Annotated in this window: 25 protein-coding genes; 10 read left to right on the forward strand and 15 right to left on the reverse strand. The window is 32.7% G+C overall.

The genetic code is table 11. The annotated features are described in order from the left end of the window. Positions 1-104: 104 nt before the first annotated feature. Complete coding sequence (locus tag AAGV33_RS11195) at positions 105-380, forward strand: DUF3817 domain-containing protein (RefSeq protein WP_373392105.1); 276 nt, start codon at positions 105-107, stop codon at positions 378-380. A gap of 1 nt (position 381) precedes the next feature. Then, positions 382-1,647, forward strand: a complete 1,266-nt coding sequence (locus AAGV33_RS11200; RefSeq protein ID WP_373392106.1) for a mechanosensitive ion channel family protein — start codon at positions 382-384, stop codon at positions 1,645-1,647. Here AAGV33_RS11200 and AAGV33_RS11205 read toward each other — a convergent pair. Next, entirely contained in the window at positions 1,644-2,027 is a 384-nt protein-coding gene (locus tag AAGV33_RS11205; RefSeq protein ID WP_373392107.1) for an acyl-CoA thioesterase, read from the reverse strand. The genes AAGV33_RS11200 and AAGV33_RS11205 overlap by 4 nt on opposite strands. 68 nt (positions 2,028-2,095) lie before the next feature. On the opposite strand from AAGV33_RS11205, the gene AAGV33_RS11210 reads away from it, so the two are divergent. The 8 genes from AAGV33_RS11210 to AAGV33_RS11245 all read left to right on the forward strand — a co-directional run bounded on the left by AAGV33_RS11210 (position 2,096) and on the right by AAGV33_RS11245 (position 9,632). After that, complete coding sequence (locus AAGV33_RS11210; RefSeq protein ID WP_373392108.1) at positions 2,096-2,500, forward strand: glyoxalase; 405 nt, start codon at positions 2,096-2,098, stop codon at positions 2,498-2,500. 304 nt (positions 2,501-2,804) lie between these two features. Then, a complete protein-coding gene (locus AAGV33_RS11215) occupies positions 2,805-3,518 on the forward strand; it encodes an alpha/beta fold hydrolase (RefSeq protein ID WP_373392109.1) in 714 nt (237 codons plus the stop codon). A 48-nt stretch (positions 3,519-3,566) separates the two neighbouring features. Continuing rightward, positions 3,567-4,508, forward strand: coding sequence for an ATP-grasp domain-containing protein (locus AAGV33_RS11220; RefSeq protein WP_373392110.1), 942 nt, complete (start codon positions 3,567-3,569; stop codon positions 4,506-4,508). A gap of 23 nt (positions 4,509-4,531) precedes the next feature. Then, on the forward strand, positions 4,532-5,638 hold the full coding sequence (locus AAGV33_RS11225; RefSeq protein ID WP_373392111.1) for a carboxylate-amine ligase: 1,107 nt from the start codon (positions 4,532-4,534) through the stop codon (positions 5,636-5,638). A gap of 43 nt (positions 5,639-5,681) precedes the next feature. Further along, positions 5,682-6,512, forward strand: coding sequence for a type 1 glutamine amidotransferase (locus AAGV33_RS11230; RefSeq protein WP_373392112.1), 831 nt, complete (start codon positions 5,682-5,684; stop codon positions 6,510-6,512). 134 nt (positions 6,513-6,646) lie between these two features. After that, positions 6,647-7,837: a hypothetical protein gene (locus AAGV33_RS11235; RefSeq protein WP_373392113.1), complete on the forward strand. Its 1,191-nt coding sequence runs from the start codon at positions 6,647-6,649 to the stop codon at positions 7,835-7,837. Between the two features lie 16 nt (positions 7,838-7,853). After that, the gene (locus AAGV33_RS11240) at positions 7,854-8,744 is read left to right on the forward strand and encodes a hydroxypyruvate isomerase family protein (RefSeq protein WP_373392114.1); all 891 of its coding nucleotides are present in this window, start codon (positions 7,854-7,856) and stop codon (positions 8,742-8,744) included. A gap of 15 nt (positions 8,745-8,759) precedes the next feature. Continuing rightward, positions 8,760-9,632, forward strand: coding sequence for a sugar phosphate isomerase/epimerase family protein (locus tag AAGV33_RS11245; protein ID WP_373392115.1), 873 nt, complete (start codon positions 8,760-8,762; stop codon positions 9,630-9,632). Between the two features lie 51 nt (positions 9,633-9,683). Here the strand turns inward: AAGV33_RS11245 and AAGV33_RS11250 are convergent, their stop codons facing one another. From AAGV33_RS11250 to hisG, 14 genes are all read right to left on the reverse strand, one after another. After that, complete coding sequence (locus AAGV33_RS11250) at positions 9,684-10,388, reverse strand: DUF4240 domain-containing protein (RefSeq protein ID WP_373392116.1); 705 nt, start codon at positions 10,386-10,388, stop codon at positions 9,684-9,686. Positions 10,389-10,443: 55 nt separating this feature from the next. Next, positions 10,444-12,099 (reverse strand): M1 family metallopeptidase, encoded by a 1,656-nt coding sequence (locus AAGV33_RS11255; protein WP_373392117.1) that lies wholly within the window; start codon positions 12,097-12,099, stop codon positions 10,444-10,446. A gap of 15 nt (positions 12,100-12,114) precedes the next feature. Further along, the gene (locus AAGV33_RS11260; RefSeq protein WP_373392118.1) at positions 12,115-13,329 is read right to left on the reverse strand and encodes an ATP-grasp domain-containing protein; all 1,215 of its coding nucleotides are present in this window, start codon (positions 13,327-13,329) and stop codon (positions 12,115-12,117) included. 4 nt (positions 13,330-13,333) lie between these two features. Then, complete coding sequence (locus tag AAGV33_RS11265; protein WP_373392119.1) at positions 13,334-14,764, reverse strand: leucyl aminopeptidase family protein; 1,431 nt, start codon at positions 14,762-14,764, stop codon at positions 13,334-13,336. Then, the gene (locus AAGV33_RS11270; RefSeq protein WP_373392120.1) at positions 14,765-15,901 is read right to left on the reverse strand and encodes an alpha/beta hydrolase; all 1,137 of its coding nucleotides are present in this window, start codon (positions 15,899-15,901) and stop codon (positions 14,765-14,767) included. A 139-nt stretch (positions 15,902-16,040) separates the two neighbouring features. Further along, positions 16,041-16,640 carry a bifunctional phosphoribosyl-AMP cyclohydrolase/phosphoribosyl-ATP diphosphatase HisIE gene (gene hisIE / locus AAGV33_RS11275; protein WP_373392121.1) on the reverse strand — a complete coding sequence of 200 codons (600 nt, stop codon included), beginning with the start codon at positions 16,638-16,640 and terminating at the stop codon, positions 16,041-16,043. Positions 16,641-16,772: 132 nt separating this feature from the next. Next, positions 16,773-17,534, reverse strand: coding sequence for an imidazole glycerol phosphate synthase subunit HisF (gene hisF, locus AAGV33_RS11280; RefSeq protein WP_373392122.1), 762 nt, complete (start codon positions 17,532-17,534; stop codon positions 16,773-16,775). Between the two features lie 96 nt (positions 17,535-17,630). Beyond that, positions 17,631-18,353 carry a 1-(5-phosphoribosyl)-5-[(5-phosphoribosylamino)methylideneamino]imidazole-4-carboxamide isomerase gene (hisA, locus tag AAGV33_RS11285; protein ID WP_373392123.1) on the reverse strand — a complete coding sequence of 241 codons (723 nt, stop codon included), beginning with the start codon at positions 18,351-18,353 and terminating at the stop codon, positions 17,631-17,633. Between the two features lie 85 nt (positions 18,354-18,438). Next, entirely contained in the window at positions 18,439-19,020 is a 582-nt protein-coding gene (gene hisH, locus AAGV33_RS11290; protein ID WP_373392124.1) for an imidazole glycerol phosphate synthase subunit HisH, read from the reverse strand. A gap of 94 nt (positions 19,021-19,114) precedes the next feature. Continuing rightward, complete coding sequence (gene hisB / locus AAGV33_RS11295) at positions 19,115-20,251, reverse strand: bifunctional histidinol-phosphatase/imidazoleglycerol-phosphate dehydratase HisB (RefSeq protein ID WP_373392125.1); 1,137 nt, start codon at positions 20,249-20,251, stop codon at positions 19,115-19,117. Positions 20,252-20,307: 56 nt separating this feature from the next. Beyond that, positions 20,308-20,952, reverse strand: a complete 645-nt coding sequence (locus AAGV33_RS11300; protein WP_373392126.1) for a hypothetical protein — start codon at positions 20,950-20,952, stop codon at positions 20,308-20,310. Between the two features lie 12 nt (positions 20,953-20,964). After that, positions 20,965-22,017, reverse strand: a complete 1,053-nt coding sequence (gene hisC, locus AAGV33_RS11305; RefSeq protein WP_373392127.1) for a histidinol-phosphate transaminase — start codon at positions 22,015-22,017, stop codon at positions 20,965-20,967. A 102-nt stretch (positions 22,018-22,119) separates the two neighbouring features. Further along, positions 22,120-23,403: a histidinol dehydrogenase gene (gene hisD / locus AAGV33_RS11310; RefSeq protein ID WP_373392128.1), complete on the reverse strand. Its 1,284-nt coding sequence runs from the start codon at positions 23,401-23,403 to the stop codon at positions 22,120-22,122. A gap of 95 nt (positions 23,404-23,498) precedes the next feature. Continuing rightward, the gene (gene hisG / locus AAGV33_RS11315; RefSeq protein WP_373392129.1) at positions 23,499-24,356 is read right to left on the reverse strand and encodes an ATP phosphoribosyltransferase; all 858 of its coding nucleotides are present in this window, start codon (positions 24,354-24,356) and stop codon (positions 23,499-23,501) included. Between the last annotated feature and the right edge of the window lie 305 nt (positions 24,357-24,661).

Genomic DNA, 24,661 nt, shown 5'->3' on the forward strand with positions numbered 1-24,661 from the left:
ATAAAAAATTTATGATTACAAAAGTAAATTACTTTGAGGTTTAATACCTATAAAACGAATGATAATCCTTAATTTTGGCATGAAACACTAAAAAAATAACAGCAATGCTTAAGATTTTTAAAATTACTGCCATCCTTGAGGGAATTTCGTATTTGGTTCTATTTTCAAATATGCTTTTTATCAAACCAAATAACTTTGAACTTTATCACCAATTATTATATCCTATTGGAATGAGTCATGGGATTTTATTTATTGCTTACATCATTTTGGCATTTTTATTAAAAACACCTCAAAAATGGAGTATTAAAGATTTTGGAATCATTCTATTGGCTTCTTTGATTCCGTTTGGTACTTTTTATGTAGAAAAAAAATACTGTTAATATGTACCACATATTAAAGCAACTATTCTCTTTTCTATACCCTCTTTTTAAAACCTGGGGATGGAATAATACTATAGCATCTTACACTAGTTTGATAATAAACATTGTGCTGCTCTGTTTTTTATCCTATTTAGTTTACTATGTATTTAGACAGATTTTAGTTGGTTTAATGATTTTTATAGCTCGAAAAACTAAAACTCAGTTTGACGATTTACTGGTTTCAAACAAAACCGCGAAGTATATCGCTCGCTTAATTTTGGTTTTATTTGTGTACAAATCGATTCCTATTATTTTAGAACGTTACGAATACTGGGATGGAGTTTTTGAGAAATTGATAGGGATTTATATTCTTATTTTAGTGCTTTGGATTATCCGTACTGTTTTTAATGCGCTGCGTGATTACTTAAAGCAAAAACCTCGTTACAGCGATAAACCTATTGATAGCTTTATTCAGGTCATCATGATTGTGCTTTGGTTAGTTGGAATTACAATTCTGGTTTCCCAATTGTTCAATATCGATTTTAAAAATATGTTTACCACTTTAGGAGCGGTTTCGGCATTAATTATTTTAATTTTTAGAGATATTATTTTAGGATTTGTAGCCAGCGTTCAGGTAGCTGTAAATGATATGATTCGAATAGGTGATTGGATTACCATAGATAAATTTGGTGCCGATGGTGATGTAATCGAAATCAATTTGACCACAGTTAAAATCCGTAATTTTGATAATACGACCACTACCATTCCTACTTACAGCCTGAGTTCAGATTCGTTTCAAAACTGGCGAGGAATGCTTAAGTCTAATGGGCGACGCATTAAAAGACACCTGCTTATCAAGACGAATAGTATTCGTTTTTTGAATGAAGCCGAATTAGCCGATTTGAAAAAAATCCAATTAATTAGTGATTATATTACCACTCGAGAAGCCGAAATTAATAAATACAATACCGACAGAGGAATTGACAAGTCCCTACCAATCAACGGGAGAAATATAACTAACTTAGGGTTGTTTCGAAAATACATCATTCAGTACCTTCGCAATCATCCGGCTATTAATCAAGATATGGTTTTAATGTGCCGTCAGCTGCAATCTACTTCCGAAGGAGTTCCGCTTGAAATTTACACTTTTGTGACAGATAAAAGATGGGAAAATTATGAATATGTAATGTCTGATATTTTTGATCATGTTATTTCCGCAGTTCCCTATTTTGATCTTGAAATATTTGAATTACCTTCTAAAAATTCATTTTTAAATCATAAATATTAGATACGATTTTTTACAAATTCAATTTCTGTTTTTCCATGTGCTTTTGGTTTTCCATCTTCGCCTAAATTTACCATCACGGTCTTGTCAATGGTAATGATAGTTTCACGAGTCATCATATTTCGAACTTCACATTCAAGAGTAATTGAAGTTACTCCAAAACGAACTACATCAATACCTATTTCGATTACATCTCCTTGTTTTGCTGAACTTGTAAAATTAATTTCAGACATATATTTAGTTACCACTTTTGAATTTTCGAATTGAATAATCGTATATAAAGCCAGTTCTTCGTCTATCCAAGAAAGCAGTTTTCCTCCAAATAAAGTTCCGTTAGGATTAAGGTCTTCGGGTTTTACCCATTTTCTAGTATGAAATCTCATAATTTTAATTAATTTATGCTAAAATAAGACTTCCTTGATGATTTTTTTCCTATTTTTAAGAAAAAAAGATGAGTCAGAGAGATAGTTTTTTAAGTGAATTCCGAGGTGCTCCTATAGGTAGTGTTAGCACCCAATCTTCAGCAGATGAAATTTTTCAAAATGAAGTTTTGAGACCCATTTTAAAACTACAAAATGATTTATTTATCGCTTCTTTTCACAATTATATCAGCAAGTACAAACGGGATTTCTATTCGCTCAGCGTAGAAAAAAAAATCGCAACTATCGAAAATGCGATTCAAAAAGACATCAAATTCAGGAATGCTTTAAAAGGAATGATTATTGCCTTATTTACTGTTGATGAATATATTTTGTACATAAAAAATTCATCGAGTTTTAATAAACGAATGATGAATATGCTTATCGAAAGATTAAAAAATCAAGTACAGTTATTTGAAAAAAGTCTTGCCGAATAAGGCTAAGAAAATTAAACTAAATAATCATCTTCAAAAATTAATTTCAATCCCATTTCAGATTAATTTTTTAAAGGGTTAGACTTTTGCAGTTTATACCTTTTGATTTTATTCCACTTAACCTTTTTTGAGTACTAAGAAATTAGTGTTAATAAATTGCTATAAAACATTCTGTTTCAAGGCTAAAATATGAATAATTCTCTGCAATTTCAGCAAGAGTATTATGTTTTTGTTAAAAATAAAATGCTATATTCTAAATATGAATTTAGTATTGATTAATTCATTATAATTGTTAAAACCAAAGTTTATGAAAGAGAACTATTTGAAGTGGTATTCTCCAAATTTGAGTAGAGATATCGAAATGCTTGTATTTGGTCATTCAGGTTATCCTGTAATTTTATTTCCTACTTCTATGGGAAGTTTTCATGAAAACAAAGATATGGGCTTAATCGAATCCGCAAGATGGTATGTCGAACAAGGATTGATACAAATTTATTGCCCAGACAGTATTGATAAAGACAGTTTTTATAACAAACAAATTCATCCTATACACCGCATAGAAAATCACGATTGGTACGACAAAATGATTTCTCATGAAGTAGTAGAAAAGGTAAGACACAACACACCTTCTGGAAAAGTGGTTGTAGCAGGTTGTAGTTTTGGAGGTTATCATGCCGCTAATTTTGCTTTTAGACATCCTGGTTATGTGAGTCATTTATTTAGTATGAGCGGAATTTTTAATATCAAAAGCTATTTAGACGGTTTTCATAACGATACCGTTTTTTATCATTCTCCAGATGATTATTTGCATGGATTAAATGATTACGAATTGTGGAATATGGACATTGCTCTGGGGACTTCTAATTGGGATATTTGTTTTGATGCCAATTTAAAAATAAGCAAATTATTAGCGAATAAAAATATGGATCATTGGCTTGATATCAGACAAGACAAACTACATGATTGGCCACTTTGGAAAGAAATGTTTCCTCATTATTTGTCTCGAATTAAATTTAACTAAACCACTTTAAATTAGAATAGTAAAAAAAAAGAAAAGAAAAATATAAGTATGAAAAAGATTGGAATTTTATTTGGAATGGAAGATACCTTTCCGCAAGCATTTATTGATAGAGTAAATTCAAAAAACGAAAAAGGAATTATTGCCGAAGCAGTTTCTATTGATAAGGTTGTTCAAAATAAAGCCAGCGAATATGCCGTAATTATTGATCGCATTTCGCAGGATGTTCCTTTTTATCGCGCCTTTCTTAAAAATGCAGCTTTAACGGGAACAAATGTCATTAACAACCCTTTTTGGTGGAGTGCAGATGATAAATTTTTTAATAATGCTTTGGCTGATACACTTGGTGTTCCGTTGCCGAATACAGTAATTCTTCCTTCGGCTGAACATCCTACAGATACAACAGCCAATTCGTTTAGAAACCTGAAATTTCCATTAGATTGGGAAGGTATTTTCGAATATGTAAAATTTCCAGCTTATATGAAACCCTATTCTGGTGGTGGATGGAAAAACGTATATCGTTTGGAAAACAAAGAAGAATTCTGGGAAAAACATAAGGAGACTGGACAGTTAGTAATGTTATTACAGGAAGAAATTGTTTTTACCGAGTATTTTAGAGTCTATTGTTTAGGTTGCAAAGCGGTTAAGATTATGCAATATGAACCTAGAAACCAACCTCATTTACGTTATGTTCACGACGGTCCAGCAGTAGATAAAAAGTTATTAGCAACGATTAAAGACTACACTATTCGTCTTTGTAAAGGTTTAGGTTACGATTTTAATACGGTAGAATTTGCAGTTCGTGATGGAATTCCTTATGCTATTGATTTTGGAAATCCAGCTCCCGATGCTGATATTAATTCGGTAGGAGCTGAAAATTTTGAATGGGTGGTTGAAGAAGCTGCTAAAATGGCGATTACAGCAGCAAAAAAACAAAAACCAGGAAAAATCAATCTAACCTGGGGAACATTTATGCAGGAGGCTGTAGGATAAAAATAACAATCGGAAGAATTTAAATGAAAAAGTTGCCTGTTTTTACGTTGGGTATTGAAGAGGAATACCAAATTATAGATCCTGAAACCAGAGATCTACGCTCCCACTTATCCAAAATTGTGGATGGAGCTAAAATATTATTGAATGAACAAGTAAAAGCCGAAATGCACCAATCGGTTGTGGAAGTAGGAACTAATATTTGTAAAAATGTTAAAGAGGCCGAATGTGAAATTAAATTTTTAAGGACTAAAATTGTTGAACTTGCTGAAAAACAAGACCTAATTGTAGGTGGTGCAGGAACACATCCGTTTTCAAAATGGCAAGACCAGGCCATAACTGATGATCCTCGATATCACAATATTATCAATGAATTGCAGGATGCAGCGCGTTCTAATTTGATTTTTGGAATGCACTGCCATGTGGGAATTGAAAGTCGTGAAATTGGTTTAAAATTAATCAATCAGGCTTGTTATTTCTTGCCTCATATTTTCGCTTTGTCTACTAATTCTCCTTTTTGGGAAGGCAGACAAACGGGTTATAAATCCTTTAGAACAAAAGTTTTTGATAAGTTTCCAAGAACAGGATTGCCGGAATATTTTGATTCGGTAGCTTCTTATGATAAGTTTTTGGAAACCTTGGTAAAAACCAATTGCATCGATAATCCAAAGAAAATTTGGTGGGATTTGCGCTTGCATCCTTTTTATGATACCATCGAATTCCGAATTTGTGATATGGCATTAACGGTTGAAGAAACCATGTGTGTTGTATCTATAATTCAGGCAATTGTCGCTAAATTATATCGTCTGAATACACAGAATTTAAAATTCAACACCTATCGTATAGCCTTGATAAAAGAAAATAAATTTAGAGCGGCCCGTTATGGAATTGAAGGGAATATGATTGATTTTGGAGTTCAAAAAGAAGTAGAAACCAGAATGCTTATTCTAGAATTATTAGATTTTATTGACGATGTTGTGGATGAATTGGGCAGCAGAGATCACATTAATTATGCACATGAAATTCTGAAAAATGGTACTGGAGCCGACAAACAATTGGCCATTTTTGAGAAGACAAATGATTTAACTAAAGTAGTTGATTTTATAACATCCGAATTTACTAAAGGGCTATAAATTATTAGCTTATCTTTGTAAATATTAAAAAAAGGTTGGACTAATGAGAAAGAAAAGCATAACTATAGCAATATTAGATATGTACAATGGCGAACCCAATCAAGGGATGCGTTGTATCATTGATATTGTAAATCGATTTACACCATTTGTATCTTTTAAAATATTTGATGTAAGAGGAAAATGTGATTTGCCTGAAATCGATCAATTTGATATCTATATTTCTACTGGAGGACCTGGAAATCCGCTTGAAGGCGACGGCGAATGGGATATAAAATATTATACTTTTATTGATGCTATTGTAAAATGGAACAATGAAAATCCTATAAAAAAACATGTATTATTCATTTGTCATTCGTACCAAATGGCTTGCAAGCATTTTGGTTTGGCTGAAATTACAAAACGAAATGATACTTCCTTTGGCGTCATGAGCATTCACAAAACCAAAGATGGTCTTAAAGACTTATTGTTTGAAGGACTTGCTGATCCTTTTTTTGCCATTGATTCCAGAGATTATCAAGTAATCCAACCTAAATTGAGTGTTTTTGCTAAAAAAGGAGCTAAAATCCTTTCGTTAGAAAAAATAAGAGATCATGTGCAATACGAAAGAGCCATTATGGCGGTACGTTTCACCGATCACTTAGTGGGAACACAATTTCATCCGGAAGCCGATCCAATCAGTTTTCTTGCTCATTTGAGAAATAAGGATGTGAAAGAGAAAATTAGAAAAATGAAAGGCAAAAGAAAGTTTAGAAACATGCTCGAAGACTTAGTTGATGATGATAAAATATATCGTACTAATGAGATTTTGATTCCTAATTTCCTTCGTTCTGCAATTACTGACCTGATGAAAACTAAGAAAATCATGTCTAATTAATAAATTATCATTTTTTTTACAACCTAATATTGAAACACATATTAAGCGTATTGTTATTTAGAAAGATTTAAAAAATTTCTTTTTATCCGTTGAATTAGTATTATCTGTGTTCCAATTTTTAATAATTATACTGAATGATTCCTAAATATCGAAAATTATTCAACGAGCAGTTTACTGAAGAAAAATACCAAGCTTTAAAAGAAGATATTGCAACTGATTTTAATTATGCTCCTACTTTTCGATTAGCAGAAACCCCATTTTTTATTTCTAAAGAATTAAAAGAGCAATTGTTAGCAGGCTGTAATGATGTTATAGCGTTGATTCAACAAAAGAACTTTAAAGAACTTACAGATAAAGCATTAGAATTAAACAGTATAGTTCCTAATGAAGATAATCATTCTACTTTTATAGCTATTGATTTTGGAATTTGTGAAGAAGATGGAGCTGTTATTCCCAAATTAATAGAAGTACAAGGTTTTCCTTCTTTGTTTAATTACCAAATTAATCTTTTCGAAAAATTCAAAAAACAATATCCTTTTCTAGAGGAGTTAACGCCTTTTTTGAATGAACTAACACCACAGGAATATCTTGAAAATTTAGAAACGGTTCTTTGCAACAATCACCCTAAAGAAAATGTGATTTTGTTAGAAATTGAACCAGAAAAACAAAACACAAAAATTGATTTTTATTATTGCAAAAGAGACCTCGGGTTGACCATTGTTTGTGTTACAGATGTAATAAAAAAAGGAAAACAATTGTTTTACAAAAACGAAAAAGGCAAAGAAATCCAAATAAAACGGATTTACAATAGAGTCATTTTTGACGAACTCGATTTGCGTACCGATTTAAAATTGAATTTCAGTTTTTCAGACGAATTAGATGTCGAATGGGCGGGTCATCCCAATTGGTTTTTTAGAATCAGTAAATTCATTTTACCTTTGTTAAAAGGGAAATATTTTATAGAAACTACGTTATTGAGCGATTTAAAAGAAATTCCAACCAACTTAGAAAACTATGTTCTAAAACCACTTTTTTCATTCTCTGGTTCAGGCGTGATTTTCCATGTAAAACGAGAAGATATTGAAGCTGTTGTGGATAAAGAACTTTATATACTTCAGAAAAAAGTGAATTATTTACCTATTGTTCAATCTCCTGACGGAAAGGTAAAAGCCGAGGTAAGAATGCTTTGTACCTGGAAAAAAGAAGATAAGGCTCCTACTCTATTATGCAATTTAGTGCGCTTGAGCCGCGGAGAAATGATTGGTGTAAAATACAATCAGGATAAAGATTGGGTGGGGGGAACTATTGGATTGTTTGAGCGTTAATTTTTAAAATAGAAACATGAGTGCAACTTTTGATAGAAGAACATCTGTAAAAACTATTCTTGCAGGAACGGTAACCTTGGGTCTTCCATTAGATTTATTGGCTTTAACTAATCCAAATGAAGAGCTTAAATTTGATTCCATTTTGAAAGGAAGAATAAATCATTCGGTAGCCCGATGGTGTTTTAACGATTTTGATATTGAAACGCTTTGCTCAGAAGCTAAAAAAATCGGAATCACTGGCATAGATTTGGTTGGGCCAAAAGACTGGCCAATATTAAAAAAGCATAATCTTGTTTCGACTATGTGCAATGGTGCCGAATTAAATCTTGTTGATGGTTTCAATGATACGAAATTTCATGAGCAGCTGATTAAAAATTATACAGAAATGATTCCATTAGTTGCTGAAGCAGGCTATAAAAACCTAATTTGTTTTAGTGGAAACAGAAGAGGTAAAACAGATGAAGAAGGCTGGGACAATTGTGTACTTGGTCTTCAAAAGTTAATTCCATTAGCAGAGAAACATAATGTAACCCTGATTATGGAACTATTGAACAGCAAGATCAATCACAAAGATTATCAATGTGACAAAACATCCTGGGGAGTAGAATTAGCGAAACGCATCAATTCGGAAAATTTTAAGCTTCTATATGATATTTACCACATGCAAATTGATGAAGGAGATGTAATTCGAACAATTCGGGAAAATCATAAGTACATTGAACATTATCATACAGGAGGAGTTCCCGGACGTAACGAAATTGATGAAAACCAAGAACTTAATTATATGGCCATAATGAAAGCTATTGCTGAGACTGGTTTTACAGGTTTTGTGGGACAAGAGTTTATTCCTAAACAAAAAGATAAAATAGCCTCCTTAAAAAAGGCAATTTCAATTTGTGATATTTAATTTATAAAATAAAAAATGATAAAGAGAAGAGATTTTATAATTAATAGCAGTTTGGTTTTAGGCGCATTGGCAATTGCTCCTTCCCTCGCCTTTTCAACAAAAGAAAAAAATATCGGTTTACAATTATATACTTTAAGAGACTTATTTTCTAAAGATGTAAAAGCTACTTTAGAATTTGTTGCAAAATCCGGATATAAGGAAATAGAAACTTATGGATACTCAGGCGAAAAAGGTTTTTTTGGCACTTCTGCAAAAGAGTTTAAAAAAATAATTACTGATTATGGACTAAAAGCACCAAGCGGACATTATGATTTTAATTCGTTTATAAAAGACAACAATGCTGATTTTTTAAAAGCTTGTATTGAATGCGCTAATGAATTGGGAAGCGAATATATAACTGTTCCACATTTAGGTGAAAAATTAAGAAGTAGCTTAGATGATTATAAACATATCGCTCATAAAATAAATGAAGCAGCCGTTTTATGCAAGCAATCGGGATTAAAATTAGCGTATCATAACCATGATTTTGAATTTAAAAAGTTCGGAAATCAAACAGGATATGCTATTTTATTACAGGAAACCGATAAAAAATTGGTCGATTTTGAATTGGATTTGTATTGGGCAGTCCGTTCAGGATATGATCCTATAGAATTATTTAAAGCCAATCCCGGGCGATTTACAATGTGGCATGTAAAAGATATGGATAAATCCAAAGCCGAATGGAATACCGAAGTTGGTGAAGGAAGCATCAACTTTAAATCCATTTTTGCTGCAGCTAAACTATCTGGAATGAAACACTTTTTTGTGGAACAAGAGACAAATTATAAGCCTAACCTTTTAGAATCTTCGGTAAAAAGCTTTAACTATGTAAAAAATAATTTGATCTAATTGTAATTAGTTTGCAATGCTGTTCAAAAAAATATAAGAATTAAGTTTTAATTATTTTATCCAGAATTTTTTAAATAAAACAGGACAAACTTTTTCCATAGTTTGAGGTTCATCAATATTCCAGTTAAATTCTAATATTGGATAATGTTCGTCGTTTGTTTTAAAATTTTCATAATCAATATAGGCATAAGCTTCTTTATCAGTCCTATTTTTAAAAGCACTTAAACTTACATGCCAAAAACCTTCAAAGTCATAAACCTGTGGCTCGTTACCAACTATATTTACTAAATAATCAGGATTTTCTTTTGCTTTGTAATAAGCCTCTTTTCCTTTAGAAATCAACCAGCATCTGAAATAATCAAAACCATCGTCAGCCACACCATTGCTGATGATGTAATTAGCACACCATAAATCTGAAGTATAGGAGTCAAACAGAAGTTTATCCGTTCTTAATCGAAAACCAACCATTTCTTTGGGTGAAAGTTTCTCAATTTCAGAAATAAGGAAAACTTCCTGATCTTCTTGATTGGTCGTTTCTTGGATAGATTTTTCAATAATTGCCCAATAACTTTCTTCGTCCAGCATTTCACTTGATGCTGTAAAATGTATCGAATCTAGATTTATTTTAGAAAGAACTTCAGTAGAATCAGCCATTGTATTTGCTGTTAGTTCAGCTGAATTAGTTATATTATTTTGGCTGTAGCCAATGGTAGTATGAACTAAAAGGAACGATAGAAAAAAGTAGTGATGTCTCATATTAATAGAATATTCGATTAGACAGTGCTGAAATACTGTATAAAATTAGTCTATTTTATTTTCTAATATGGACTCCTTTCACATAAAAATTAACGTCAACAACTAAATTTGAATTTTGATCAATGTTAGTCTCTGTTTTCCAATCTGTTTCTGGTTTTAACCATTTTTCAACTCCATTAAGTGTAATTTTGACTGGAATATTAAATTCCGAAACACAATTTGCCCAACGATAAACTAAATTATTATTCTCAAAATAATATTCTAATGCGGGTATTCTAATATCTCTTAAATATTGATTAAAAAAAGGATTCAAATCCATTCCTGCTTCTTCGCTTATATAATCTTCAATTTGTTTTGTAGTAACCGTTTGATGATAAAAAGTAGCGTTTAAACCTCTTAAAATACTTCTCCATTTTTTGTCGTCATTTACAATTTGGCGTAAAGTATGCAACATATTCCCTCCTTTTGCATACATATCTCCCGAACCTTCATTGTTTACATCATACTTTCCAATAATTGGAAAATCATTTTCAATACCACTTCTTGTTCCTACAACATACTCCGATCCCGCTTTTTTTCCATAATAATATTCCACAAAAAGACTTTCGGAATAGTTTGTAAAACTTTCATGAATCCACATATCAGCAACGTCTTTGTAAGTGATGTTATTGGCAAACCATTCATGTCCTGATTCGTGAACAATAATAAAATCAAATTTTAATCCCCAGCCTGTCCCGCTCAAGTCATGTCCCAAATAGCCATTTTGAAACCCATTGCCATAAGTCACAGAACTTTGGTGTTCCATACCTAAATAAGGAACTTCAACTAACTTATAGCCGTCTTTGTAAAAAGGATAAGGTCCAAACCAGTATTCGAAAGCTTTAAGCATTCTAGGTACTTCTTTGAATTGTTTTTTGGCTTTCGCCAAATTGTCTCTCAAAACATAATAACTACAATCTAAAGTTCCTTTTTCGCCTTTGTATTTTTCTGAAAAAGAAACATAATCACCAATATTGATGTTCACGCCATAATTATTTATTGGATTTGAAACGTACCAATTATAGGTTTTAGTTCCATTTTTATGTTTTTTTACACTCAATAAACGACCATTAGAAACATCCATTAAGTCTGACGGAACATTAACACTAATGTACATATCCTCTACTTCATCATACATGTGATCTTTATTTGGCCACCAAACACTAGCACCTAAACCTTGACAAGAAGAAGCTATAAACGGTTTTCCGTTCCTGTCTTTTTTCCAGGTAATTCCACCGTCCCAAGGCGGATTTACGGCAACTTTGGGTTTACCACCATAAAAAACGCTAAGTTCTTTTGTAGAGCCTTTTTTTTGTAGAGCAACTAAGTTTACAAAATACACATTTTCTTCTCTATTGTATTTTAATTCAATTCCGTCCTGAACAATTTTATTGATTTCTAAAGGATTTTGTAAATCAATTTGCATTACATTGTATTCTTGTAATACTTTATATTTAATAGTATTAGAACCTGTAATTGTGCTGTCTAAAGGATTTACTTTTATATCTAATCGATATTGTTTTAAATCCCACCAGGATCTTTCTTTAGTGATACTTCCACGCAAGCTGTCTTGTCTGGTAAACAAAACGTCTTTATTATCTAAAAGTAATTGCGCTTTTATAGAGTTAAAAATAAAAAATGAAATCAAGACAAAAAAATAGACAATTCTCATAGATTCAAGATAATATTAGTGCAAATTAGTTACTTTGTTTTGTTTTACAACCGCAGTATAATCTGTAACTAAACGGTCAACATAGTGGTTTAATAATTCTAAAATTCGTTCGTTATTGTCTGATTTTATAATTAAACCCGCATGATAATCTAAAGGCACTCTAAAACAAACTTCGGGATCTGAAAATGAAGATAAATCAGGATGTTGATATTTAGACAAAGTCAAAACAATACCAGCATATTCTTTTTTTACTTTTGGTAATTTATATTTTTTTTCTTTAACCAAAGCGTCTTCGATTATTGCCCATTCTTTCCAAAGATTGATATTTGAAGCTGCTTCAACCATTTCGGCAATATGGGCACCGCCTACACGAGAAGAAGTTTCCAGAAAATAGATTTTTCCGTCCTCTTCGCATTTTATAAATTCGGTGTGAGCCACTCCATTCTTTAAACCAAAGCCTTTTAAAACTGCTTCGTTTACCTTTTTGATTTCGATGTCATCCTCTGAATTATAAGGAATATTGGAAGTTCTAAAAACGCCACCGCCTTGGGTTATTTCCATTGGCGTAGCCAAATATTTTGAAGTCAAACTGAACAGAATTTTACGATCTAAAATCAAACTATCGCAATGGTACACATCACCTGGTTTAAATTGTTCCAATAAATACTTAAAACGATTATTTCCCATTTCGTTAATATGAATCCATAAAGTTTCTTTATCAAAAACTTTAATAATTCCAGATGCGGAAGCTTCTGAACGCGGTTTTAAAACCCAAGGAGGTGAAACAGTATCTGCAAAAGTATTGATATCATGATTATTGAACAAAGAACAAAAGGCAGGAATAGGGATTCCGCAACTTTTGGCTCTCATACGCATCGCTAGTTTATCTCTAAAATAACGCCCAGTAGTTTGTCCCATTCCGTCAATACGAAGATTTTCTCTTAGGTAAGTTGCTTTTTCAACATCGAAATCGTCTAATGCTACTATGGCATCAACCGTATTTGATTTCATCAAATTCCCGACTCCCAACAACAAATGCTCTAAATTCCAGTCAGTATCCGAACCTTGCATATAGAAAATCTCGTCTATATAATCATGTGGCCAGGGTTTGTCTCTCAATTTTTCGCTGGTTACGAGATAGACTTTGTTTCCCAGTTTTTTTAACTGAATTAAAAAATCAGTTCCTTTAAAATAATTTGAAATACAAACGAAGCTTTTAGCACTTTCCATAAATTCATAAATTTTCTATGAATTTAGTTAATAAATGTACACCATACGCAGTTGCATGTTTACTTTTTGCAAATTCATCATCTCCAAAGGCAACTCCGGCAATATCCAAGTGTACCCAAGCGGGATGTTCCTGAGTGAAAAACTCTAAAAATTTAGCGGCACTAATGGCTCCAGCTACGGGTTTTCCGCTGAAATTCTTAACATCGGCAATATCACTTTCAATGTCTTTTTTATATGAATCCCACAATGGTAACGGCCACAATTGTTCGCCTATTGAATCTCCTGCTTCTTGAATTTTTTTAGAAATCAATTCGTTATTGGTAAACAAAGCTCCTGCTTCATATCCTAAAGTTGCGACACTACTTCCTGTAAGTGTGGCAATATCTACAATATATTCAGGATTATAATTTTTAATTAAATACGACAATCCATCGGCTAAAACCAAACGTCCTTCAGCATCCGTATCAATAATTTCAATAGAATTTCCGCTGTAACTATAAATGACATCACTTGGTAAAAAAGACTTACTATCGACTGAGTTTTCTGCACAAGGCACAATAGCAGTCACTTTTATAGGTAATTGTAAATCGGCAATTAATTGCATTGCTCCAAAAACAGCAGCACCGCCAGCCATATCACATTTCATGTGAACCATTCCAGCCGTTTTAATATTTAATCCGCCAGTATCAAACGTAATTCCTTTACCAACTAAGCCAACGTGCTTTAAATTAGGAATCGTTTCTTTAGGACTGTAATTCATAATTACAAATTGAGCTTCATTATCACTGCCTTTTCCAACAGCCACAAAAGCGCCCAAATTTTCTTTTTTTGCTGCTTCTAACCCTAGAACTTTTACTTCAAAACCATATTGATTCCCTTTTTCCTGAGCCCAATTGGCCAAATATTTTGGAGTAACGGCATTTGGTGGTAAATCGACTAGCGTAAAGGTTTCCAGTTGGGCTTTAGCAATTTTTATAGCCTTATTAATTGTTTCCGAAAAATTTTTATCCGATAAAATTTGAAGTTCAAATTCAGCATTTAAGAATGGATGGAATTCTTGCTTTTTATAATGCCCCAGATTATAAGTTCCTAAATACAAACCAGAAACAGCGGCTTCAACTTGTTCTTCAGTAAAAACTTCTGGTAAAAACAAAGACACATTTTGCCCAAACGTGTCTTTCTCTTTAGTAGCTATTCTTCTAAATATTGTTTTTAATGATTTGTAGTCAATTGATTTTCCTAAACCAATAAAAATATAAGTTGTATCCTTTTTCTCGGCTAAATAATGAGTGTCTTTTTTTCCATAAAAAACTTTAGAAGCTATTGCTACACCATCAAATTCAATAGGAATTAAATTCTGAGCAGTGGTTTCAAAAACGGGAACTAAAACAGTTCCTGAAAAAATTTCTAAACTATTAATTGTTTTGATTTTCATCTAATTATTGTCTTTAGTATTAAAAAAGAGCCATTCTATTGCCTTGGGAAATTCGTCACTCCAGTAGGTTTCGTTGTGTTTTCCTAATTTATTAATGCTCAAATTAATTTTCATTTTATCAGCAACAAATTCGCTTTCGAGCATTTTATTTTTGAAAGTTTCTACATGCTCAATCATCGTTTCGCTCTCCTCTCCACCCGCATACAAGTAGATTTTTGTTGCTTCGGAATTTTCATAAGTCTTCAACTCCATTTTAGGAACTACCCAAAGTGAAGGAGAGAAAATCATCAATTTTCCAAAAACATCCGGATGTCTCAAACCTGAAAAAATACTGATTAATCCGCCCATAGAACTTCCGCCTATTCCTGTAAATTCTCTTTCTTTTTTAGTTCTAAAATTGCTATCAACGTAAGGTTTTAAGGTTTCAACTAAAAATTTAATGTATTTTTTGCCCTGTCCTTTTCCTAAAATTGTTTTTCCAACATTGTATTCTTTTAGTCGGTCTTCTTCGGCATGTTCTACAGCAATAACAATAATTTTACCCACATTATATTCGGACATTACGGCTAATTTTTTGTCAATTTGCCAATTGCCATATCCTGAATTTTCATTGAATAAATTCTGAGCATCCTGCAAATACATTACAGGATAACTTTCGTTAGAATAATCGTAATCGTGTGGTAAAAGTGCCCAAACTTTGCGTGTAGTATTCAATTGCGGAATTGCAAATTCATCCGATATCAATTGGATTTGAGGCAAAAAATTAGGCTTAAAAGGCAACCAGTTTCTTCTCCAACGAAATACGTGTTCATTTTGTATTCCAGTGTGTTTATTAGTGGAACGATTTTCTGTTCGCTCTCCAATAGCATCAATTTCTACTGCACTCCAATCTCCTTTGGTGAATTTATACAAGATGTTTTCGGGCAATACGAAATCATGTGCGAATTTAAAATGATACAATCCTGAACCTACTTTTTCCATCACAAAATTTTTGTCCTGGGTAAGCCAATTATTGAAATTTCCCGAAATATAAACTGGACGAGAATCATCTTCGTCTGTAGTCAATATGATATGTAATCCTGTTTCTATTTTAGTAGTGATTAAATCTTCTGAAAAATGAGTGTTGTCAAAAATCATAAGGGGTTATTTCTAAGTGAATTAATTTATGCGGTAAATATAGCGGATTGCTTTTTTTTGAAAAAGAAAAACGAGTCTAGAAGTGAATTTTATTCTCTAATAGACTCGTTTTTAAATAAATTAACACAAAATAAGGCTGCTATTTCTGACGGTCTTTTAAAACCGAAATTACATCGTCCAGTTTGTATCCTTTGGCTTGTAATAAAATCAAATAATGAAATAATAAATCGGCACTTTCGCTTAAGAATAAATCATCATTGGCATCTTTAGCTTCGATAACTACTTCCACAGCTTCTTCACCTACTTTTTGAGCAATTTTGTTGATTCCTTTTGCAAAAAGAGAAGCTACATAACTTTGTTCTGAATCCGCATTTTCTCTTCGGCTTTGAATAGTGTCTTCTAAATGAGAAATAAATCCGTAACTATTATCATTTGGCGTTTGCCAGCAAGTATCAGCACCAGTATGACATGTTGGTCCAACAGGCTCTGCTTGAATCAATAAAGTATCTTCATCACAATCATTTTTAACATCAACCAAGTTTAAAAAATGACCACTTTCTTCCCCTTTTGTCCAAAGACGTTGCTTAGAACGGCTGTAAAAAGTTACTTTTCCTGTTTCAATTGTTTTTTGATACGCTTCAGCATTCATGTAGCCTAACATCAAAACATTTTTTGTTTCACTATCTTGAATAACGGCTGGAATTAATCCGTGTGCCAATTTTGAAAAATCTATTTCCATATTTTTATTTTTTAGTTGGAAGTTGGTTTTATGAGTTGGAAGATGGGAGATGGAAGCTGGAAAAAAATAATTCACATAGTCTATTTTTTTACTCATTATAACTTCCTACTTCACGCTTCCTACTTCAAACTTTTACTTCACGCTTCTAACTTCTATATTATTCTTTTTTAATTCGTTTTTTAATGTTTTAATTTCAATTTCTTTGAAATGAAAAACACTGGCAGCTAAGGCAGCATCGGCTTTTCCATCAATAAATGTATCGGCAAAATGCTGAATGTTTCCTGCTCCTCCCGAAGCAATAATTGGAATATTTACTAAAGTTGATAATTTAGCCAAAGCTTCATTAGCAAAACCATTTTTAGTTCCGTCGTGATTCATGGATGTGAACAGAATTTCTCCTGCTCCTCTTTGTTCTACTTCTTGTGCCCAATCAAATAATTTGATTTCTGTTGGCACTTTTCCACCTACCAAATGTACAATCCATTCTCCATCAATTTGCTTGGCATCAATAGCAACAACAATACATTGGCTTCCAAATTTCTGTGCCAAATCATTAATTAATTGCGGATTTTTTACCGCCGATGAATTAATCGAAACTTTGTCGGCTCCATTTTGCAACAGCACTTCAACATCCGAAACTGCCGAAATTCCTCCACCTACCGTAAATGGAATATTAATGGTTGCGGCAACTTTTCGAACCAAATCAACCAAAGTACGTCTTCTTTCTTCCGTTGCAGAAATATCTAAAAACACTAATTCATCCGCACCTTCATCCGAATAAATTTTAGCTAATTCCACTGGATCTCCTGCATCACGCAAATCTACGAAATTAACACCTTTTACGGTTCTTCCGTTTTTAATATCGAGACAAGGGATTATTCTTTTTGTAAGCATATTTTTTTTGTTACACAGAGATTCGCAAAGATTCCACAGAGATACACAAAATTTTAGCGAATCTTTGTGTTTCTTAGTGCTTCTTTGCGAAACAATCTATTTTATTATGAATTCTTCTAGTTGCTTCAAACTAATTCTTCCTTCGTAAATTGCTTTTCCAATTATTGTTCCTTCGCAACCTAATTCGGCTAATTTAGGTAATTCATCAAAAGTAGAAATTCCTCCTGAAGCAATTAATTTTATTCCGTTAGCTTCCTTTAGAATTTTAGCATACAAATCAAAACTAGGGCCTTCCAGCATTCCGTCTTTAGCAATATCAGTACAAATTACATACTGAATTCCTTTAGCTTGATAATCCTGAATAAAAGGAACTAAATCTTCATTAGAATCTTCTAACCAGCCAGAAACAGCCACTTTTTCATTATTGGCATCAGCCCCTAAAATAATTTTATCAGCCCCATATTCGGCAATCCATTTTTCGAAAATAGCACGATTTTTTACCGCAATACTTCCTCCTGTAATTTGGTTTGCTCCGCTTTCGAAAGCAATTTTTAAATCAGAATCCGCTTTTAATCCACCACCAAAATCAATCTTTAATTTGGTTTGTGAAGCAATTTGTTCCAATATTTTATAATTGACAATCTTACTTGATTTGGCTCCATCTAAGTCCACTAAATGCAAATATTCGATTCCGTGTGCTTCAAATTCTTTAGCAACTTCAAGCGGATTTTCGTTATATATAATTTTAGTATTGTAATCTCCTTTAGACAAACGAACACATTTTCCGTCGATGATGTCTATAGCTGGTATTATTCTCATTTTTTTGTCATTGCGAGGAACGAAGCAATCTCATTCCACTGATTTTTTAATATTGTGATTGATTTTTGATATTGCTATTGAAATTTTAAAGCTTTAAAAAATTCCCTAGAATTTTCTCCCCTACATCACCACTTTTTTCAGGGTGAAATTGAGTTCCGTAAAAATTATTATTTTCTAATGCTGAAGCGTATTCTACTTCGTAATTAGTAGTTGCAATGGCTTCGTCACAAAGTGGTGCATAAAAACTATGTACCAAATACATGTATTCGTTTTCGGCAACATCTTTAAATAAATCCGATTTTAGATTGTAAATGGTATTCCATCCCATTTGTGGCACTTTTACTTTTGGTGTAAATTTAATCACATCAACATCAAAAATACCTAAACCAGTCGTATCGCCTTCTTGTGTGTGTTTGCACATCAACTGCATACCAAGACAAATTCCTAAAACAGGTTGTGTCAAGATAGGAATCAAAGTATCTAATCCACTTTCTTTTAGTATTTTCATGGCATAACTCGCCTCTCCTACACCTGGAAAAATGACTTTATCCGCTGCTCTTATTTCCTCTGGATTATTGGTTAACACAGCAGAATATCCCAGCCTTTCTATAGCAAATAGAATACTTTGAATATTTCCTGCTCCGTAATTTATGATAACTATTTTCATTGTTTTTTAGTTGGGAGTTAGAAGTTGGGAGTTGGGAGTTGGGAGTTGGAAGAAGCAAATTTTACTTCAAATTTCCAACTCCAAGCTTCCTTCTTTATAACATTCCTTTCGTTGAAGGTAAAATCATTTTTTCGGTATCGCGTTTTACCGCTACTTTTATCGCTTTCGCAAAAGCTTTAAAAATCGCTTCAATTTTATGATGTTCATTATCGCCTTCTGCTTTGATATTGATATTGGCTTTTGCCCCGTCAGAAAATGATTTGAAAAAGTGGAAAAACATCTCTGTTGGCATTTTTCCCACCATTTCACGTTTGAATTCGGTTTCCCAAATCAACCAGTTTCTACCACCAAAATCGATGGCCACTTGTGCCAAACAATCGTCCATTGGCAAACAAAAACCATAACGTTCAATTCCTAATTTATTTCCTAAAGCCTTAGCATAGACTTCACCTAAAGCAATCGCAGTATCTTCAATCGTGTGGTGTTCATCGACTTCTAAATCTCCTTTTACTTTGATATCCAGATCCATTTGTCCGTGACGCGAAATTTGGTCTAGCATGTGGTCGAAAAATGCAATTCCAGTATCAATGTTACTTTTTCCAGTTCCGTCCAGGTTCAACTTAATGTAAATATCAGTTTCATGGGTTTTTCTGGTAATCGAAGCAGTACGAGCTTCTAATTTCAAGAACTCATATATTTGTTTCCAATCGGTGGATTGTAAGGCAATAACAGCATCTAATTCTTCTCTTTTAGCACTGATTTCAGTACTTCCCTCTCCATCAGTTGTATTTAAAAAGATCGCTTTTGCACCAAGATTTTTAGCCAATTCAATATCGGTAAGTCGGTCACCAAGAACAAAAGAATTTGCCAAATCGTAGTTTGGATTATCAATATACTTAGTCAACATTCCTGTACGCGGTTTGCGTGTTGGTGCATTGTCTTCTGGAAAAGAACGATCGATAAAAATATCATCAAACAGCACTCCTTCGTTTTGAAACGCTTTCAGAATAAAATCCTGTGTAGGCCAAAAAGTATCTTCCGGAAAACTCGCTGTCCCTAAACCGTCTTGGTTAGTAACCATTGCTAATTCATAATCCAATTCGTTAGCAATTTTAGCCAAATATTGAAAAGCTTTTGGATAAAATTCTAATTTCTCCAAGCTGTCTAATTGGTATCCTTCCGGTTCTAAAACAATCGTTCCATCACGATCTATAAAAAGTACTTTTTTCATTTATTATTTCTATTTGCTATAGATTAAAGATTAAATCTGTTTAATCTGTGAACTATTTAATTTTTATTTTCTTCTTTTGCTAAACTTGTACTTTTATAACAATTCCGATTATAAAAGTCGACTACTTCAAATACGTTATTTTTAGAAAATCCATCGTTTTCTAACTTTGCTATTAATTCAGGACAATCGTTAAAATAATCTTTAACCGAATTTTTAAAGCTTTTAGAAAAAGGAAGTCCTCTAGTATAAAAATTTTTCACGTTATTACTTTCTCCTTTTCCAATAAAATAACTAATTCGTGGTATAGATAACCAAAAATCAGCATCTTGACTTACAGCACCATTAAAAACAGCTTTAATAAATGAACCTTCATCATATAATCTAAGATATAAACTTAAATCTCCAACCGATATAAGTTCTAATATTCTTGGAAATTTTTCACCTTCAATATTTCTATACATGAATTTTCGTTTATAATCCTTTTCAAAAATATCAATTCCTAAAATTTCTTTTGAATTATATGTTTTATATTTTAAAGTATCATTTTTAAATTTTACAGTAATAATTGATGAAAATCCACTAATCTCTCCTATTCCATTTATTTGTGTGCCATCTTTTAAAATTAGTATCGCTTTGCCTTTTTGTGAATACGAGTAACTACTAAAAATAAATAGTAATAGAATTAAAAAATATTTTTTCATCTTTATCAAAGTTTAATTAGATATTTCCATTAATGCCTCCATCAACTTCTTATTCTCCTCTTCCGTTCCAATTGTCAAACGCAAAGTATTTTCGCAAAGTGGTTGTGTGGTTCTGTTTCTGATTACAATTCCTTTCGCTATTAATTCGTCGTAACGTTTGTTAGCATCGTCTACTTTTACCAAGATAAAATTAGCTTCTGTGGGATGAATTTTTTCTACAAAAGATACTTGATCTAAAACTTGTAATAAAGCTTCTCTTTGCGCTATGATTGAGGTGATTTCGTGATCAATTTTTGATTGATTTTTTAATCTTTCCAAAGCTCTTTGTTGTGTCAATTCGTTTACGTTATACGGCGGTTTTATTTTATTCAAAACTGCAATAACTTCAGCTGAACCATAACAAATTCCCAAACGAATTCCTGCCAAACCATAGGCTTTCGACAAGGTTTGTGTAATAATCAAATTCGGATATTGATCTAATTTTGCTAACCAACTCGCCTTATCTGAAAAGTCAATATAAGCTTCGTCAATTACTACAAAACCATTGAATTTTTCTAATATGGTAGTGACACTTTCTTCAGTAAACGAATTCCCTGTTGGGTTATTCGGCGAACACAAAAAGATAATTTTAGTGTTTGCTGTTACCGCTTCTAAAATCGCTTCTACTCTAGGTTGGAAACTCTCAGAAAGCAAAATTTCTTTGTGTTCTACATTATTGATATTGGCTAAAACACCATACATTCCGTAAGTAGGCGGCAACGAAATTACGTTGTCTTCTTTTGGCTCACAAAAAGCTCTGAACAACAAATCCAATACTTCATCACTTCCGTTTCCTAGCAAAATTTGTTTTGGACTCAAGCCTTTGTTTTTCGCTAAAATTACTTTTACATTAGCTTGTTGCGGATCTGGATAACGGTTTACCCCATTTTGATACGGATTCTCATTGGCATCCAAAAATACCATATTAGCGGTATCAAAATCTTCAAATTCATCACGTGCTGACGAATAAGGCTTCAACACCTTTACGTTATCACGAACTAAACTATTTATATCGAAATTTTTCATTTTTTCATTTTTATTAGAAAAAAGAGGAAAGAAACTAGAAAAAAGATTTCTATGCTATTTTTTTATCTTCTTCTCTTGCTTCTTGTCTCTTGCTTCATCAATCTATTCTAAACTCTTCAATCTTAAAGTAACAGCATTTTTATGTGCTTGCAATCCTTCGGCTTCTGCCATGATTTCAATCGCTTTTCCAATGTTTTGGATTCCTTTTTCAGAAATTTTTTGGAAAGTCATTGATTTCATAAAACTATCTAAGTTTACACCACTGTAATTCTTTGCATAACCATTTGTTGGTAACGTATGATTGGTTCCTGAAGCGTAATCTCCGGCACTTTCTGGCGTATAGTTGCCTATAAAAACAGATCCTGCATTCTGGATTCCATCTACATAGAAATCATTATTTGCAGTACAAACAATAAAATGTTCCGGTCCGTATTCGTTAATTAAATCTAATGCAACAGTATCATTTTCAACAAAAATCAATTTCGAATTAGCAATGGCTTTTTCGGCAATGGCTTTACGAGGTAACACTTCCAATTGAGATTGAATTTCAGTTTCAACAGCATCCATCATTGCTTTAGAAGTAGCAACTAAAATTACCTGACTGTCAGTTCCGTGTTCAGCTTGCGATAATAAATCGGAAGCTACAAATGCTGGAACAGCCGTGTCATCAGCTACAACCAATAATTCAGAAGGTCCGGCAGGCATGTCTATTGCCACACCAAACTGGGTTGCCAATTGTTTGGCTACCGTTACATATTGGTTTCCGGGACCAAAAATCTTGTACACTTTAGGAATTGCCTGTGTACCGAAAGTCATTCCTGCAATCGCCTGAATTCCTCCTACTTTGATAATTTTAGTAACACCACATAAATTAGCAGCATACAAAATAGCAGGATTAATATTTCCGTTTTTATCCGGTGGCGAACACAAAACAATTTCGCCACAACCTGCAATTTTAGCAGGAACAGCCAGCATCAATACTGTAGAAAACAAAGGAGCTGTTCCTCCTGGAATATATAAACCTACTTTTTGAATCGGTCTTTTTTCCTGCCAACATTGCACTCCGGGAGCAGTTTCTACAGAAACACGATTTGTTTTTTGTGCTTGATGAAACTTTTCTACATTGGCTTTTGCCAAAGCAATCGATTCTTTCAAATCATTTGGTAAACTCGCAACAGCAGCATCGATTTCAGCAATCGTTACTTCGATGTTTTCAAAACTTACGCCATCAAACTGATTCGTATATTTGGCTACAGCCGCATCTCTGTCTTTTTGAACAGCAGCAAAAATTTCTTTTACCGTTTGTTCAATATCGTTAACCGTCTTAGTTGGTCTTTCTAAAATAGAAGTCCAGGTATCGGGTATTGGATTATATATTTTGTTCATTTTATATTCAATTGAATAAATTCCAATTTTTAAAATTCCAAATTCCAATCTGATAAAATTTGGAATTTGGGTTTTCACTATTGGAATTTTTAATTTTAAAGTACCATTTTCTCAATTGGGCAAACCAAAATCCCTTCAGCTCCTGCTGCTTTCAATTGGTCAATAACTTCCCAAAAAGTATCTTTATCAATCACAGTGTGCACACTACTCCAACCTTCTTGAGCCAATGGCATCACAGTTGCACTTTTCAATACTGGAAGAATACTGCTTACCGCTTCGATTTTTTCGTTAGGAACGTTCATCAAAATATATTTTGATTTACGGGCTCTTAAAACCGATTCGATTCTGAATTTTAAAGTGTTAATAATTTCTTGTGATGCTGCAGAAACTTTTGGAGAAACGGCTAAAACGGCTTCACTTTTAAAAATTACTTCTACCTCTTTCAAATTATTTTTAAACAACGTACTTCCGCTAGAAACGATATCTACAATGGCATCAGCTAAACCAATGTTTGGAGCAATTTCAACAGAACCAGAAATTTGGTGAATATCAACGGTTACTCCTTTTGAATTGCAATAATCAATAACTGTATTAGGATAAGAAGTTGCAACACGTAAACCATTCAAATCCTGAATCGAATTGTACTCAAACGTTTTAGGTACGGCAATAGAAACTTTACATTTAGAAAAACCTAATTTTTGAATTACTTCAATGTTTTTTCCTTTTTCAACTAATAAATTGTCTCCTACAATAGCAATATCCACTACTCCATCAATCAAATATTGAGGAATATCGGAGTTTCTTAAATACAAAACTTCCAATGGAAAATTAGATGCTTCAGCCTTTAACTGATCAATACCATTGTTGATAGAAATCCCCGCATCTTTAAGAATTTGGATACTTTCTTCGTTTAATCTACCTGATTTTTGAATTGCAATTTTTAGCGTACTCATTGTTTTGTTTTTTTATGTTTTATTGAATGTGTTTGAGTACAAAGGACTTAACACACAATGAAAAACCCGTTTGATGTACTCAAACGGGTTTATTAATATGATGATTTACACGCATACCATTAACACATCGCTTGAGAGCAATAATGTGAATAATGATGATGCAATTGATTTGATAACATTATGATTTTGTATTAATCTTAAAATTGTGCTGCAAATATAAGTGATAAAATAGTTACAACCAAATTTTTAATTTAACTAAATGTGTCGAAAATATTAAAAACTAAACCACTCTGCACTGAAAGTGT

It is taken from the genome of Flavobacterium magnesitis, from assembly GCF_041729735.1.
GTDB classification, from domain to species: domain Bacteria; phylum Bacteroidota; class Bacteroidia; order Flavobacteriales; family Flavobacteriaceae; genus Flavobacterium; species Flavobacterium magnesitis.